This is a genomic window from Pseudomonas sp. 65/3-MNA-CIBAN-0223 (genome assembly GCF_040310425.1).
GTDB classification, from domain to species: Bacteria; Pseudomonadota; Gammaproteobacteria; order Pseudomonadales; family Pseudomonadaceae; genus Aquipseudomonas; species Aquipseudomonas gregormendelii.
Genome location: NZ_JBEOPV010000021.1, coordinates 43,520 through 56,983, shown reverse-complemented (window position 1 = coordinate 56,983; position 13,464 = coordinate 43,520). Strand labels below are relative to the sequence as shown.

Genomic DNA, 13,464 nt, shown 5'->3' with positions numbered 1-13,464 from the left:
TTATACGCGGGTTCTTTGGTATTGCCTAACCTGCGAGGACGATCAGTCGGCTTCTTCGATCCAAAGCGCCTGAACCGCTTCCAACACTTTCTCGCCACAGCGGCCAGAGGTGTTGTCGAAATCGGGAAGTTCCATGATCCATCGCTGCAGGTCTACGAAATTGACAGAAATTGGATCGACATCCGGCTTGGATTCGGCCAGTTCTTCTGCAATGCGCTGAACATCATTCCAACCATAACTCATGACAGTAGTACCAATCAGTGCGGCGCTTCGGCAGCGTGGTTTAGCGAATACTTCGGAATCTCGACGGTGATGTCTTCTTCACCAACGATTGCCTGGCACGCCAGGCGCGATTGCGCTTCCAGACCCCAGGCGCGATCGAGGAAGTCTTCCTCCAGCTCGTCAGCCTCTTCCATCGAGTCAAAACCCTCGCGGATGATGCAGTGGCAGGTCGTGCAGGCACAGACGCCGCCGCAGGCGTTTTCCATCTCGATGTGGTGCTCGTGCGCCAGATCCAGGATGGAAGTACCCGGCTCAGCCTCGACCACCATGCCCTCCGGGCAAAATTTGTCGTGGGGCAGAAAAATGACCTGCGGCATCAGATATCCTCGATTTCATTCAGATTGCGCCCCGACAGAGCGGCTTTGACCGTCAAATCCATACGGCGGGCAGCAAAGGCATCGGTCACTTGCGACAGACGCTTGGTCTGCTGCTCGATGGCGTAACCATCGGTACCTTTCATCAGTTCGGTCAGCTCCTGAACCTGCATGTCGATGACCATGCGCTCTTCGGCGTCGAGCAGGCGCTCGCCATCGACCTCAAGGGCCGCCTGCACCGCCTCGATCAGGCGCTGGGCGTCGACCTGCTGCTCGCGCAGTACGCGGGCCACCTTGTCGTCATTGGCATGCTGGAACGAATCTTTGAGCATCTTGGCGATTTCGCCGTCGGTCAGGCCGTAGGACGGCTTGACCTGGATGCTGGCTTCCACGCCCGAACCCAATTCACGGGCCGAAACGCTGAGCAGGCCGTCAGCATCGACCTGGAAGGTCACGCGAATTTTCGCCGCACCCGCCACCATGGCCGGAATGCCGCGCAGCTCGAAGCGCGCCAGGGAACGGCAGTCGCTGATCAGCTCGCGCTCACCCTGCAGCACATGGATCGCCATGGCCGACTGGCCATCTTTGTAGGTGGTGAAGTCCTGGGCACGGGCAACGGGGATGGTGGTGTTACGCGGAATCACCTTCTCCATCAGGCCGCCCATGGTTTCCAGGCCCAGGGACAACGGAATCACGTCCAGCAGCAGCAACTCGCCGCCATCGCGCTTGTTGCCCGCCAGGGTATCGGCCTGGATCGCGGCACCGATGGCCACCACTTGATCCGGGTCGATTTCAGTCAGGGGCTGACGACCAAAGGCTTCGGCCACTGCTTCGCGAACTCGCGGCACACGAGTCGAACCGCCGACCATGACCACTGCGTGCACTTCTTCAAGCTCGATACCCGAGTCGCGCACCGCCCGGCGACAGGCTTTCAGGCTGCGAGCGACCATCGGCTCGATCAGCGCATTGAAGGCTTCACGGCTCAGTTCGGCTTTCCAGTCGCCATAGGTCACTTCAACCGATGCCGCATTGGTCAGCGCTTCCTTGGCCGCGCACGCGGTTTGCAGCAGGCTGCGTTGCGCACCCGGGTCGAGATCGGCAGACAAACCGGCGCTCTCGATGATCCAGCCGGCAATCGCGTGATCGAAGTCATCGCCGCCCAGGGCGCTGTCGCCACCGGTGGCCAGCACTTCAAACACACCGCCGGTGAGGCGCAAAATCGAAATATCGAAGGTGCCGCCGCCCAGGTCATAAATGGCGACCAGGCCTTCGGCATGCTGATCCAGACCGTAGGCCACCGCAGCCGCCGTCGGCTCATTGAGCAGGCGCAGCACGTTAAGGCCGGCCAGCTTGGCCGCATCCTTGGTGGCCTGGCGCTGGGCATCATCGAAATAGGCTGGAACGGTAATCACCGCGCCGACCAGCTCGCCACCCAGGGCCGCTTCAGCGCGCTCGCGCAACACCTTGAGGATATCGGCAGAGACTTCAACCGGGCTTTTCGGCCCCTGGATCGTCTCGATGAACGGCATGTGCGACTCGCCACCGACAAAGCGGTAAGGCAGTTGGTCGCCCAGCTGCTTGACGTCGGACAGACCACGACCCATCAAGCGCTTGACCGACAGCACGGTGTTCAGGGGATCGGTGGCGGCAGCCAGCTTGGCCGACTCGCCCACTTCGACGCGGTCGGCGTGGTAGCGCACGGCGGACGGCAGGATGACCTGCCCGTCAGCATCGGCCAGGGGCTCGGAAAGACCACTGCGCAACGCAGCGACCAGCGAATTGGTAGTGCCCAAGTCGATCCCCACAGCCAGACGACGCTGGTGCGGTTGAGGACTTTGGCCGGGTTCGGCGATCTGCAGTAGGGCCATCGTTATCAGGACTTATCTGTATATCAGGCGTGCGACCGGAGCGGCACTGGGTTAATCGTCGAGGCGCTCTTCTAACTGGCGCACTTCGTAGGTGAGCTTGTCGAGAAACTGCATGCGTCGCATCAGGCGTTCGGCCTGATCACGGTGCACTGCATCATCCCAACAGGCTGCGAAGCTTTGGTTCAGTTCATCCTGGGCGAGCTTCAGGCGGCGCTTGAACGCTGCAACACCGTCCATATCGGACAGGTCTTCGAGCTCTTCACGCAGCTCCATCTGCTGCAGGAGGAATTCCGGATCATGCACCGTGACCTCCAGCGGCAACTCGCGACCACCCATGGCGAGCAGGTATCGCGCGCGCTTCGGGGGGTTCTTGAGCGTCTGGTAGGCCTCGTTGAGGCTCGCGGATTGCTCCAGCGCCAGCCGCTGCTCGCGCTCGGAAGCGTCTGCAAAACGGTCCGGATGAACGCCGCGCGCCAACTCACGGTAGCGCGTGGCCAGCTGGTCGAGGTCCAGGTTGAAACTCGGCTGCAGCTCAAATAAAGCGAAATGACAAGGAGTACCCACGATCAGCCTCAGATATTGAAGCTTTCGCCGCAGCCACATTCACCGCGCACGTTGGGGTTGTTGAACTTGAAGCCTTCGTTCAACCCTTCCTTGACGAAGTCGAGCTCGGTGCCGTCCAGGTAGGACAGGCTCTTGGGGTCGATGATCACTTTCTCGCCGTGACTCTCGAACACCTGGTCCTCTGCAACCACCTCGTCGACAAACTCCAGCACGTAGGCAAGGCCGGAACAGCCCGTGGTGCGAACACCCAGACGAATCCCCTCACCTTTGCCGCGCCCGTCAAGGGAGCGTCGCACGTGTCGAGCAGCCGCTTCTGTCATGCTGATAGCCATCGTTGACTCCTTACTCGTCGCCCAATGCTTAGATCAAGCCTTTCTTCTGCTTGTAGTCGCGAACGGCCGCCTTGATGGCGTCTTCAGCGAGCACGGAGCAGTGAATTTTTACCGGTGGCAGCGCCAGCTCTTCAGCCAGCTGAGTGTTCTTGATGGTCTCTGCTTCATCCAGAGTCTTGCCTTTCATCCACTCGGTCGCCAGGGAGCTGGAGGCGATCGCCGAACCGCAACCGTAGGTCTTGAACTTGGCGTCTTCGATGATGCCTTGCTCGTTGACCTTGATCTGCAGGCGCATCACGTCGCCGCACGCCGGAGCGCCGACCATGCCGGTGCCGACATCAGGGTCTTCCGCGTCCATCTTGCCGACGTTGCGCGGGTTCTCGTAGTGGTCGATGACCTTTTCGCTGTAAGCCATGATTCTTAATCCTCACTCATCAGAGAGTCGCTCTTGAGCCCTGCTGCCCGAAGGTTGGCAGGGCCGGTTTGCGGCGACTTGAAATCAGTGTGCCGCCCACTCGATTTTCGAAATGTCGACACCGTCTTTGTACATGTCCCACAGCGGCGACAAGGTGCGCAGCTTGGTAACGGCCTCGCAGACTTTCTGCGCGGCGTAGTCGATTTCTTCTTCGGTGGTGAAACGACCGAAGGTGAAGCGAATCGAGCTGTGTGCCAGTTCGTCGTTGCGGCCCAGGGCGCGCAGTACGTACGAAGGCTCAAGGGATGCCGAGGTGCAGGCCGAACCGGACGAAACCGCCAGGTCCTTGAGCGCCATGATCAGCGACTCGCCTTCGACGTAGTTGAAGCTCAGGTTTAGGTTGTGCGGTACGCGGGCGGTCATGCTGCCGTTGACGTACAGCTCTTCCAGGCCTTCGACCTGTTTGAAGAAGCGGTCGCTCAGGGCTTTGATGCGCACGTTTTCGGCAGCCATGTCTTCCTTGGCTACGCGGAAGGCTTCACCCATGCCGACGATCTGGTGGGTCGCCAGGGTGCCGGAGCGCATGCCACGTTCGTGACCGCCGCCGTGCATGGTCGCTTCGATGCGCACACGCGGCTTGCGGCTGACGTACAGCGCGCCGATGCCTTTAGGGCCATAGGTCTTGTGCGCCGAGAACGACATCATGTCGACCTTGAGCTTCTGCAGGTCGATCTCGACCTTGCCAGTGGACTGAGCCGCGTCAACGTGGAACAGGATGCCCTTCGAACGCAGCAGTTCGCCGATGGCTTCGATGTCGTTGATGGTGCCGATTTCGTTGTTCACGTGCATGGCCGACACCAGGATGGTGTCGTCGCGCAGCGCTGCTTCAATCATGGCCGGCGTTACCAGACCGTCAGTCTGAGGCTCAAGATAGGTCACTTCGAAACCTTCACGCTCCAGTTGGCGCATGGTGTCGAGGACAGCCTTGTGCTCAATCTTGGTGGTGATCAGGTGCTTGCCCTTGGTCGCATAGAAATGCGCCGCGCCCTTGATTGCCAGGTTGTTGGACTCGGTGGCACCGGAGGTCCAGACGATTTCACGTGGGTCGGCATTCACCAGGTCGGCAACCTGACGGCGAGCGTTTTCGACCGACTCTTCGGCTTTCCAGCCAAATACGTGGGAACGGGACGCCGGGTTACCGAAGTTTCCGTCGACCAGCAGGCATTCACTCATCTTTTGCGCTACACGCGGATCAACCGGGGTGGTCGCAGAGTAATCAAGGTAAATCGGCAATTTCATGGACTATCTCCTAAATCAGGCTGGCTGGCGTGCCGCTAGCTCTTTGGCTGTCATTCGACGGCGGACGCTTCAATCTTGTCCAGGCGCGGCGCCTTGCTGTTGCAACGACGCTGGTCCTGACGCTGGGCTACTTCTTGTACCTCACGGCGAGTGACAAGATCAGCCAAGCTGATACCGCTCAGAAATTCGTGGATCTGCAAGCTCAAGTCGCACCACAGGTGGTGGGTCAGGCAGGTGTCGCCTTGATGGCAATCCCCTTGGCCCTGGCACTTGGTGGCGTCGACCGATTCGTTCACGGCATCGATCACCTGCGCCACCTGGATGCCCTGCATGTCGCGCGACAGCTGGTAGCCGCCGCCCGGACCGCGGACGCTGGAAACCAGGTTGCTACGACGCAGCTTGGCGAAAAGCTGTTCGAGGTAGGACAGGGAGATGCCTTGGCGCTCGGAGATATCGGCCAGGGACACCGGCCCGTGCTGCGCGTGCAACGCCAGGTCGAGCATGGCGGTCACGGCGTATCGGCCTTTTGTAGTCAGTCGCATGGACAATTACCACGGAGTTCGGAATGGGGCGAGTATGCAATTCCCGAGTATTTAAGTCAACTATAAGACCTAGTACTTTAGTCAGGATTACCCGCAAAAGAGCGGCGGTATCATAGCAAAGGCTGGCCATTAACAGCCAGAGGTACCGAGTCGACTTCAATCGCGGGCAAGCCCGCTCCCACAGGAATTCCGGTGCGCACACAATCTGTGCATCACACGAGACCCTGCGGGAGCGGGCTTGCCCGCGATTGAAGTCGACCGGGCTTAACCGGCCTGACTCTGATCCTTATCCTTCACACACGCGAAGTCTTCTTCACGCAGCTCAGGCAAATCCTTGGCGCAATAATTACTGCCCAGATCCTTCAGCGCGCCGCACATCCCCTCCAGGCGCCCATCCACTGCCTGCAGATGATCCAGCAACTGGTTGATGGCGCGAGCCACCGGGTCGGGCATGTCTTCGCCGACACCGTAGGCATCAAAGCCGATCTTCTCGGCCATCGCCTTGCGCCGGGCATCCTGCTCTTCATCGGTCTTGACGATGATGCGACCCGGTATCCCCACCACTGTCGCGCCGGGCGGCACGGCCTTGGTCACCACGGCATTGGAACCCACCTTGGCCCCCGCGCCCACAGTGAACGGCCCCAGCACCTTGGCGCCGGCGCCAACCACCACGCCATCTTCCAGGGTCGGGTGACGCTTGCCCTTGTTCCAGCTGGTGCCACCCAGGGTAACGCCCTGGTACAGCGTGACATCGTTGCCGATCTCGGCAGTTTCACCAATGACGATGCCCATGCCGTGGTCGATAAAGAACCGACGCCCGACCTTGGCCCCCGGATGAATCTCGATACCGGTCAACCAGCGACCAAAGTTCGACACCAGCCGCGCCAGCCACTTCAGCTCGGCGCGCCACAGGGCCGCCGCCAGCCGATGAATCCAGATGGCGTGCATGCCCGGATAGCAGGTCAGGACTTCGAAGGCGTTGCGCGCTGCCGGATCACGATGGAAAACACTCTGGATATCTTCACGCAAACGCTCGAACATTTTTAATCCTTCCGCTTTAGAAGCTCACCACGGGCCGCTTTTTGGGTTTCCGTGAGGATGCCACGCAATATATTCATTTCCGCCCGGCTGACCGAGCTTCGTCCGTACAACCGACGCAGGCGCGCCATCAAGTGCCGCGGTTTTTCCGGATCGAGGAATTCGATGGCCACCAGGGTCTGCTCCAGGTGCTCATAGAATCGCTCCAGCTCATCCATGGTCGCCAGCTCGCCACTTTTAGTGGAAGCCACCTCATCCTTCTCGACCTTGCTCGGCTGGCCTTGGGCCGCGAGCCAGGACATGCGCACTTCATAACTCAATACCTGCACCGCGGCCCCGAGGTTCAGCGAACTGAACTCAGGGTCTGATGGGATGTGCACGTGATAATGACATCGCTGCAGCTCTTCGTTGGTCAGGCCGGAATCTTCACGACCGAACACCAGGGCGATTTCGGCGCCCTGCCCGGCTTCCTCGACCACTTTCGTCCCGCATTCGCGCGGATCGAGCAGGGGCCAGGGGATGCGCCGGTCACGGGCGCTGGTGCCGAGCACCAGGTTGCAGCCCACCAGGGCGTCTTCCAGGGTGGCGACAACCTGGGCGTTTTCCAGGATATCCCCGGCGCCGGAAGCCCGGGCATCGGCCTCGTGGTGCGGGAAAAACCGTGGTTCAACCAGCACCAGCCGCGACAGGCCCATGTTCTTCATGGCACGCGCAGCCCCGCCGATGTTCCCGGGATGGCTGGTATTGACCAGGACGACACGAATGTTTTGCAGCAAGGGAGGCGCTCTCGAACACAATAAAGGGGAGCCGAATCTTACAGCGCCTACTACCGTTAAGCTATGAAAGCGAACGTCGTCCTTCACCTGTAGAAACTTTCTGATAGAATGCCCGGCTTTCTTTAACAACCTTAGGTGACACATCCATGCAGCCCATGCTGAATATCGCGCTGCGCGCCGCCCGCAGCGCCAGTGAATTGATCTTCCGCTCCATCGAGCGCCTGGATACCATCAAGGTCGACGAAAAAGACGCCAAGGATTACGTATCCGAGGTGGATCGCGCCGCCGAGCAGAAAATCATCGATGCGCTGCGCAAGGCCTACCCGAATCACTCGATCATGGGTGAAGAAACCGGCATGCACGCCGGCACCGGTATCGAAGGCGAAGAGTACCTGTGGATCATCGATCCACTGGACGGCACCACCAACTTCCTGCGCGGCATCCCGCACTTTGCAGTCAGCATTGCCTGCAAATACCGTGGCCGCCTGGAACACGCAGTGGTTCTGGACCCGGTTCGCCAGGAAGAATTCACCGCCAGCCGTGGTCGCGGCGCCCAACTGAACGGTCGTCGCCTGCGCGTCAGCGGCCGCACCAGCCTGGACGGCGCCCTGCTGGGCACCGGCTTCCCGTTCCGTGATGACCAGATGGACAACCTCGACAACTACCTGGGCATGTTCCGCGCCCTGGTTGGCCAGACCGCCGGCATCCGCCGCGCCGGTTCGGCGAGCCTGGACCTGGCCTACGTGGCTGCCGGCCGTTTCGATGCGTTCTGGGAATCAGGCCTGTCCGAGTGGGACATGGCTGCAGGCGCCCTGCTGATTCAGGAAGCAGGCGGTTTGGTGAGCGACTTCACCGGCGGCCACGACTTCCTTGAAAAAGGCCACATCGTTGCCGGCAACACCAAGTGCTTCAAGGCAGTGCTGACGGCGATCCAGCCGCACCTGCCAGCCTCGCTGAAGCGCTAAGCTTCCAGCGACAAAAAAAGGCACCCCTCGGGGTGCTTTTTTTATGCCCGGAACTTCACTCTTCAATTCACCACATAACCCTGTGGGAGCGGGCTTGCCCGCGAAGGCGGAGTGTCAGTCAGCGTCAATGCTTAATGAAATAACGCCATAGCTGGCAAGCCCGCACACAGAGCGCGGTGGCTACCCAGCCACCCGTACAAACCCCGACTTCAGCCCAAACACCTCGACGCCGTGCGCAACAGACCGTCCCACCGTCACCGCGACACGCTGAGACAGCTGATTGTCGCCTTCCCGGTACTCGACGAAAAAGGCGCCCGCCTCTTCCTGGATTGCCCCCGGCGCCACCACGATCGCGCGGTCATTGCTGTAAGTGACAATGTGCAGGCGAGCGCTCATGCCCAGGCGTATCTCATGCTGACGGTCCGTTGCAATCGGGCTGATCGACAGGCTGATCGGGAACTGTGCAGCGCTGCCCGGATCATCGTCGGGCAATGCTATGCGGCTGACCACATCAACCACACCACTGAGTCGCTGACCAAAACCGTCACCCTCGATGTCTACTGCCTGCCCCGGCTGCAACTGGTTGACGTCCAGTTCGGACACCCTGCTGGCAATCTTTAACTGCTCAAGGTTGGCCAGGCCAAACATCGGCTGGCCTTTACCGACCTTACTACCGGCGTGCACGGAAGCGCCCGCGCCGGTTGAATCCGAATCGACCTCTATCGGCACGATCACACCGGCAAACGGCGCGCGGATATTTTGCTCATCAAGCAACTTGCGCACGGCGTCATACTTGACCGTGGCATTGCTCAACTCCATCTCGGCGATCTGCAGGAACTCACCCTCACCCTGCTCCATGACTTGCTCGCGGTCCTCCCTGGCCGCCGCCAGGCCAATATCCAATGCCTGCACCTGTTGTTCGAGATCGTCCACTTCACTGCGCGAGACAATCCCGCGCTCGAACAGGGTTCGGCTTTCAGTCAGTTTGCGTTGTGCACTACCCAGGGCCATTTGCGCAGCGCTCACGGCACGACGCGCACGCATCATCTGACTGCCACTGCTCCAGTTTCGAAGCTCGGCTGCGGCACGCTGAGCCTTCAGTTTTGCCGCCAGCGCATCACGCAACTGCGTCTCGATCAATGCAGGGTCCATTTCCACCAGCACCTGACCGGCCTCGACCCGTGCTCCAGGCTCAACCAGGTAGCGTTTGATATCGCCCTCGAACGGCGCCGCCAGCGTGATGACCTGCTGCGGCTCAATCTTGCCGAGCAGGCCGATGCGCACCTTCAGCGGTGCTTCGCTGACCGCCAGCCACTGCTCGGCGGGCGCCTCGGCAACGCCTGATTGCAGGTGCCCGCCAATCATCACGCCAACAAGACTCAATACCAGCGCCAGCACGATGCCCTGGTGCAGGCGCTTGCGTTGAAGGGAAGTTTTTTCAGTAGTCATTGAGTGCGATGTCCCAGCTTTCCAGAGTCATGCCCAACACCTGATCCAGCTGTGTCTGGGCATTGAGGTAGGCGATTCGAGCGTTGAGCAAAGCGTTTTCACTGATGCGCAAGTCGCTCTCGTAACTCAGCACCTGAAAGTTGCTGGAGCGTCCGACATTCAGCTTTTCATGCTCGATCGCCAGCTTGCGCGTTGCCAGTTCGTGAGAGCGCTGGGCGATTTCATACTGCCGCCATCGCGTGCCCAGGTCGCGGACCACGTCGTTAACGTCGCGCTCCAGTGCTTGATGGGCATCTTCAAGCAGCAATGCCTGGGTCTCCACGCCAACCTGAGCATTGACCCTGGACTGGCGCGAGGCAAGATCACCGACAAGGATCTGTAGGTGCACGCCAGCATAACTTTCCCAACTACGCGCCGACGTGCTGGTGCGTTCAAACCGGTCGCGCACCTGATTCGCCCCCGCCACCAGCGAAACGTCCCAGCGGGCCTGGTCCTTGGCAACCACCAGGTTGAGGTCCGCCTGCTGACTGCCCAGCAGCGTTGCCAGGTAGCGCGGCTGCTGGGCCCGGGCTAAACGCAGCGCGTCAATTTTGTCGATGTTGATCCGTGACACTTGCAGGGTTTCACTGGCATGAATCGGCGTCGACAAGTCGAGCGCCAACAAACGCAACAATGACAAGCGATCGGTATCCAGCTGGTTCTGCGCCTCTTCGACCTGTAGCTCCTGAGAGGCGATATCGGCTTCGGTCTGCACCGCGTCAAACGCAGCCATGCGCCCCGCGTCGATCAGCGCATTGTTCACGGCCAGCAACTGCCGGGCTCGCTCCAGCGCTTGCCGGGCAATGGTCAACTGCTCCTGGGACCTGAGCAACTGACGATAAGTGCTGATGATCTCGCTGATGGTGGACGACACGCTGCTCTTGAGGTTAAGGCGGTTGGCCTGCTCATTGAGCCGTGTCAGGCGTACGGGCGCGGTGGTGACCTCTCGGCCGGCACCGCGCAGCAAGGGCTGGATAATCGCCAGGTCCAGACCGTCGCTCCGATAGCGTCCGGAACCCAGACCACTCCCCTGCTCCTGCTTCCAGCCCAGGGTTGTGCGGGTCCCGTATTCACTCAACCAGTCGGTGGTCGGGCCCATCGCGGCGGTTTGCTTGCGGTCACTGGAGCCTTTGGCGCTCGTGTAGTTCGCGTTGAGGGTCAGCTTTGGCTTGAATGTGTCTTCAGACACCCGCAGGTCAAATTTTTCCGCCACCCGCTGCAAATAAGCACTACGGATCTCGCGATTGCCGCGCAGGCCCAGGTACACCGCGTCGGCCAAGGTCAATTCAGTTGCCTGCTTGCCCAACATGAACGCGCTGGCGCTGGCGCCCTGCACCGTAGGATGGGATACCTGATCAACAATGTTGGCCAGGCTGTGCTGACTGGCCGAGCACAGAAGAACAAGGGCCAAGGGACGCCAGTTATTCATCGCGCAGTGCCTCCACCGGTTGCAAGCGCGCGGCTGAAAGTGCCGGGTAGAGGCCGAAGAACAAGCCGACCAGCAAGGTGCTGGCGCTACCGAGCAACACTGCAGCAGGTGACAGGTAGAACTTCCAGCCGACCACGCTGGCATGAACCCAGGCACCAACGACGCCGAGCACCACCCCCAGCAGAGCGCCCGCGGCGGTCAACGCCATGGCTTCGAGCAGGAACAGATTGCGGATATCGACGCGGCGCGCACCCAGGGCAATACGTACACCGATCTCCCGCCGGCGCTGCGAGACATTCATCAGCATCACATTCATGATGCCCACCCCCGCGCCGATCAGTGAAGTGATGCCCAGGGCCATCAGCAGATACGCAAAGGTACGCGTCTGGTTTTTCATCCCTTCGATGATTTGCTCAGGCACTTCGACCTGTATTTGCTGACCGGGAAACTGCAACTGCAGGGCTGGCGTGAGCTGCTCGGCGGCGCGGGCAACATCCTGCCCGGGCGCCACGCGAGCAATAATGTTGCTGATGTCTGCGGACTGCCCCAGACGCACCAAACCCTGGAACGACAGGAAAAGGGTTCGGTCTACCGACACCGGGACAATAGGCGAAACCAGCTGACGCTGCACAATGCCAATCACCGTAAACAGGTAGCCATCCAGCTGGACCTGGTCGCCCGTTCCAACAGGGTGGTCGGCGGTACCCAGGTCCCGGGCGAGCCGATGCCCGAGCACGACCAAGGTTTCAGCCTCATCAAACCGTGAGAAAAAACGACCCTCGTCCATAAGCATGCGCATGGTGGCGGCAAATTCCGGAGTGACGGCGGCCAGTGACGCGTATTGCCTGCGACCGTCGAACGCCACTTCCTTGCCGCTAGACGAGATGGGCGCAATGAAGGTGAGCGTGGGCACCGCAGCTCGCAGCGCCTGCACATTTAAGTCGGGACGCACCGCTTGTGTCGAGTCCGCGCGGGCAAGGCTCACACTGAGCATATCGACCCCCATTTCCTTGAAGATTGCGACGGCATTTTCCGCGGCGTTATGACCGAGGTTGATCATCGCCACCACCGAAGCGCTGCCAATGGCGATACCCAGCAACGCCAGGAATGAACGACGGCTGTGGGTCTGCAAACTGAAGAGTGCGTCGCGCAACAACTGGCGGTAGCTCAGGTGAGTATTCAATGCGAAGTGCATGGGCGCCCTGCTTCACTGACCGAGCCGTTCTCGACCAGGATCTGGCGGCTCATCTGCGCAGCGATTGACGGCGCATGCGTGACCACCACCAGCGTGGTTTGCTGCTCGCGATTGATCGTCAGCAACAGGTCGATGATTTCCTGGGCAGTATCGGTGTCAAGGTTGCCCGTGGGTTCATCGGCAAGAATCAGTCGCGGCTCACCGACCAACGCCCGGGCGATGGCCACGCGCTGGCGCTGCCCACCGGACAGGTCGGCAGGGCGAAAATGACTGCGCTGTGTCAGCCCCACCAAATCGAGTAGATGCTGAGCCCGCTCCAACGCCTCGCGCCGCGGTACGCCACGATAGTTCAGGGGCAGCGCGACATTTTCCAGCGCCGTGAAGTGCGCCAGTAAATTAAAGCTCTGGAAGACGAAGCCAATCTGTTGGTTGCGCAGGACCGCCAGTTGCGAGTGATTCAAATCAGCCACTCGTTGATTGGAGATAAAGTAGTCTCCGCTATCGGGTAAATCCAGCAGGCCTAGAATATTTAGCAATGTACTTTTACCCGACCCTGATGCGCCCAGGATGGCACAGCTTTCTCCCTGCTTTATCTGCAAGGAAACACGCTCGAGAATGGTGTGGGCTTGATAATCGCGCCAGTACTGCTTGCTGATACTTCTGAGCACGATAAATGCTTGGCGGTCATCGGGGGCAAAAACAATGGGAGGAATGTTCATCTTGGGGGAGTTGAACCGAGGGAGTCAAAAGCATGAGGCGTCCATGACAGGTCGGACGCCGATCATTTAAGCGCGCCTCACCACAGGTGAAGCCCACTGCGTTGGATGAGTGCTTATTTACGGAGTAGTACAGTGGTGCTACATGTAGCGTCATTGACGAGAAAATGCAGGCAGTTGGATCTTACGACGCCATAATTAAAATACGAGAAAGATCGGGGCACGCATAGTGAACATACCC

15 protein-coding genes are annotated in these 13,464 nt (G+C 60.1%); 1 reads left to right on the top strand and 14 read right to left on the bottom strand.

Annotation, left to right across the window (positions count from 1 at the left end; genetic code table 11):
- Positions 1–42: 42 nt before the first annotated feature.
- The 10 genes from iscX to trmJ form a co-directional block, all read right to left on the bottom strand.
- A complete protein-coding gene (gene iscX, locus AAEZ09_RS22495; protein WP_045057721.1) occupies positions 43–243 on the bottom strand; it encodes a Fe-S cluster assembly protein IscX in 201 nt (66 codons plus the stop codon).
- Positions 244–257: 14 nt separating this feature from the next.
- Complete coding sequence (gene fdx / locus AAEZ09_RS22490; RefSeq protein ID WP_045057720.1) at positions 258–599, bottom strand: ISC system 2Fe-2S type ferredoxin; 342 nt, start codon at positions 597–599, stop codon at positions 258–260.
- Entirely contained in the window at positions 599–2,464 is a 1,866-nt protein-coding gene (gene hscA, locus AAEZ09_RS22485) for a Fe-S protein assembly chaperone HscA (RefSeq protein ID WP_205893870.1), read from the bottom strand. The genes fdx and hscA overlap by 1 nt, the downstream gene beginning before the upstream one ends.
- 51 nt (positions 2,465–2,515) lie before the next feature.
- Positions 2,516–3,028 carry a co-chaperone HscB gene (gene hscB, locus AAEZ09_RS22480; protein WP_350600816.1) on the bottom strand — a complete coding sequence of 171 codons (513 nt, stop codon included), beginning with the start codon at positions 3,026–3,028 and terminating at the stop codon, positions 2,516–2,518.
- 8 nt (positions 3,029–3,036) lie between these two features.
- Positions 3,037–3,360 (bottom strand): iron-sulfur cluster assembly protein IscA, encoded by a 324-nt coding sequence (gene iscA / locus AAEZ09_RS22475; RefSeq protein WP_028620147.1) that lies wholly within the window; start codon positions 3,358–3,360, stop codon positions 3,037–3,039.
- A 28-nt stretch (positions 3,361–3,388) separates the two neighbouring features.
- A complete protein-coding gene (iscU, locus tag AAEZ09_RS22470; RefSeq protein WP_003443374.1) occupies positions 3,389–3,775 on the bottom strand; it encodes a Fe-S cluster assembly scaffold IscU in 387 nt (128 codons plus the stop codon).
- A gap of 84 nt (positions 3,776–3,859) precedes the next feature.
- A complete protein-coding gene (locus tag AAEZ09_RS22465; RefSeq protein ID WP_045057717.1) occupies positions 3,860–5,074 on the bottom strand; it encodes an IscS subfamily cysteine desulfurase in 1,215 nt (404 codons plus the stop codon).
- A 50-nt stretch (positions 5,075–5,124) separates the two neighbouring features.
- Positions 5,125–5,616, bottom strand: coding sequence for a Fe-S cluster assembly transcriptional regulator IscR (gene iscR, locus AAEZ09_RS22460; protein ID WP_007903581.1), 492 nt, complete (start codon positions 5,614–5,616; stop codon positions 5,125–5,127).
- Between the two features lie 264 nt (positions 5,617–5,880).
- Positions 5,881–6,657 carry a serine O-acetyltransferase gene (gene cysE / locus AAEZ09_RS22455; RefSeq protein WP_045057716.1) on the bottom strand — a complete coding sequence of 259 codons (777 nt, stop codon included), beginning with the start codon at positions 6,655–6,657 and terminating at the stop codon, positions 5,881–5,883.
- Between the two features lie 2 nt (positions 6,658–6,659).
- Positions 6,660–7,430, bottom strand: coding sequence for a tRNA (cytosine(32)/uridine(32)-2'-O)-methyltransferase TrmJ (trmJ, locus tag AAEZ09_RS22450; RefSeq protein WP_350600815.1), 771 nt, complete (start codon positions 7,428–7,430; stop codon positions 6,660–6,662).
- 146 nt (positions 7,431–7,576) lie between these two features.
- Here trmJ and suhB point away from each other — a divergent pair, with 146 nt between their 5' ends.
- Positions 7,577–8,395, top strand: a complete 819-nt coding sequence (gene suhB, locus AAEZ09_RS22445) for a type III secretion system regulator SuhB (RefSeq protein WP_008014726.1) — start codon at positions 7,577–7,579, stop codon at positions 8,393–8,395.
- A 180-nt stretch (positions 8,396–8,575) separates the two neighbouring features.
- Here the strand turns inward: suhB and AAEZ09_RS22440 are convergent, their stop codons facing one another.
- Genes AAEZ09_RS22440 through AAEZ09_RS22425 form a run of 4 tightly spaced genes read right to left on the bottom strand, consistent with a single transcriptional unit; the run spans position 8,576 to position 13,226 of the window.
- A complete protein-coding gene (locus tag AAEZ09_RS22440) occupies positions 8,576–9,844 on the bottom strand; it encodes an efflux RND transporter periplasmic adaptor subunit (RefSeq protein WP_350600814.1) in 1,269 nt (422 codons plus the stop codon).
- Positions 9,834–11,312, bottom strand: coding sequence for a TolC family protein (locus AAEZ09_RS22435; RefSeq protein ID WP_350600813.1), 1,479 nt, complete (start codon positions 11,310–11,312; stop codon positions 9,834–9,836). The genes AAEZ09_RS22440 and AAEZ09_RS22435 overlap by 11 nt, the downstream gene beginning before the upstream one ends.
- The gene (locus AAEZ09_RS22430) at positions 11,305–12,507 is read right to left on the bottom strand and encodes an ABC transporter permease (RefSeq protein WP_350600812.1); all 1,203 of its coding nucleotides are present in this window, start codon (positions 12,505–12,507) and stop codon (positions 11,305–11,307) included. Before AAEZ09_RS22430 ends, AAEZ09_RS22435 begins: the two co-directional genes overlap by 8 nt.
- Positions 12,492–13,226: an ABC transporter ATP-binding protein gene (locus AAEZ09_RS22425; protein WP_350600811.1), complete on the bottom strand. Its 735-nt coding sequence runs from the start codon at positions 13,224–13,226 to the stop codon at positions 12,492–12,494. The genes AAEZ09_RS22430 and AAEZ09_RS22425 overlap by 16 nt, the downstream gene beginning before the upstream one ends.
- Positions 13,227–13,464 lie beyond the last annotated feature (238 nt).

What these genes read in the sequence shown, in the direction of transcription:
- iscX (WP_045057721.1), bottom strand. Translation starts at nt 243, where the DNA reads ATGAGTTATGGTTGGAATGATGTTCAGCGCATTGCAGAAGAACTGGCC.
- fdx (WP_045057720.1), bottom strand. Translation starts at nt 599, where the DNA reads ATGCCGCAGGTCATTTTTCTGCCCCACGACAAATTTTGCCCGGAGGGC.
- hscA (WP_205893870.1), bottom strand. Translation starts at nt 2,464, where the DNA reads ATGGCCCTACTGCAGATCGCCGAACCCGGCCAAAGTCCTCAACCGCAC.
- iscA (WP_028620147.1), bottom strand. Translation starts at nt 3,360, where the DNA reads ATGGCTATCAGCATGACAGAAGCGGCTGCTCGACACGTGCGACGCTCC.
- iscU (WP_003443374.1), bottom strand. Translation starts at nt 3,775, where the DNA reads ATGGCTTACAGCGAAAAGGTCATCGACCACTACGAGAACCCGCGCAAC.
- AAEZ09_RS22465 (WP_045057717.1), bottom strand. Translation starts at nt 5,074, where the DNA reads ATGAAATTGCCGATTTACCTTGATTACTCTGCGACCACCCCGGTTGAT.
- iscR (WP_007903581.1), bottom strand. Translation starts at nt 5,616, where the DNA reads ATGCGACTGACTACAAAAGGCCGATACGCCGTGACCGCCATGCTCGAC.
- cysE (WP_045057716.1), bottom strand. Translation starts at nt 6,657, where the DNA reads ATGTTCGAGCGTTTGCGTGAAGATATCCAGAGTGTTTTCCATCGTGAT.
- suhB (WP_008014726.1), top strand. Translation starts at nt 7,577, where the DNA reads ATGCAGCCCATGCTGAATATCGCGCTGCGCGCCGCCCGCAGCGCCAGT.
- AAEZ09_RS22440 (WP_350600814.1), bottom strand. Translation starts at nt 9,844, where the DNA reads ATGACTACTGAAAAAACTTCCCTTCAACGCAAGCGCCTGCACCAGGGC.
- AAEZ09_RS22435 (WP_350600813.1), bottom strand. Translation starts at nt 11,312, where the DNA reads ATGAATAACTGGCGTCCCTTGGCCCTTGTTCTTCTGTGCTCGGCCAGT.
- AAEZ09_RS22430 (WP_350600812.1), bottom strand. Translation starts at nt 12,507, where the DNA reads ATGCACTTCGCATTGAATACTCACCTGAGCTACCGCCAGTTGTTGCGC.
- AAEZ09_RS22425 (WP_350600811.1), bottom strand. Translation starts at nt 13,226, where the DNA reads ATGAACATTCCTCCCATTGTTTTTGCCCCCGATGACCGCCAAGCATTT.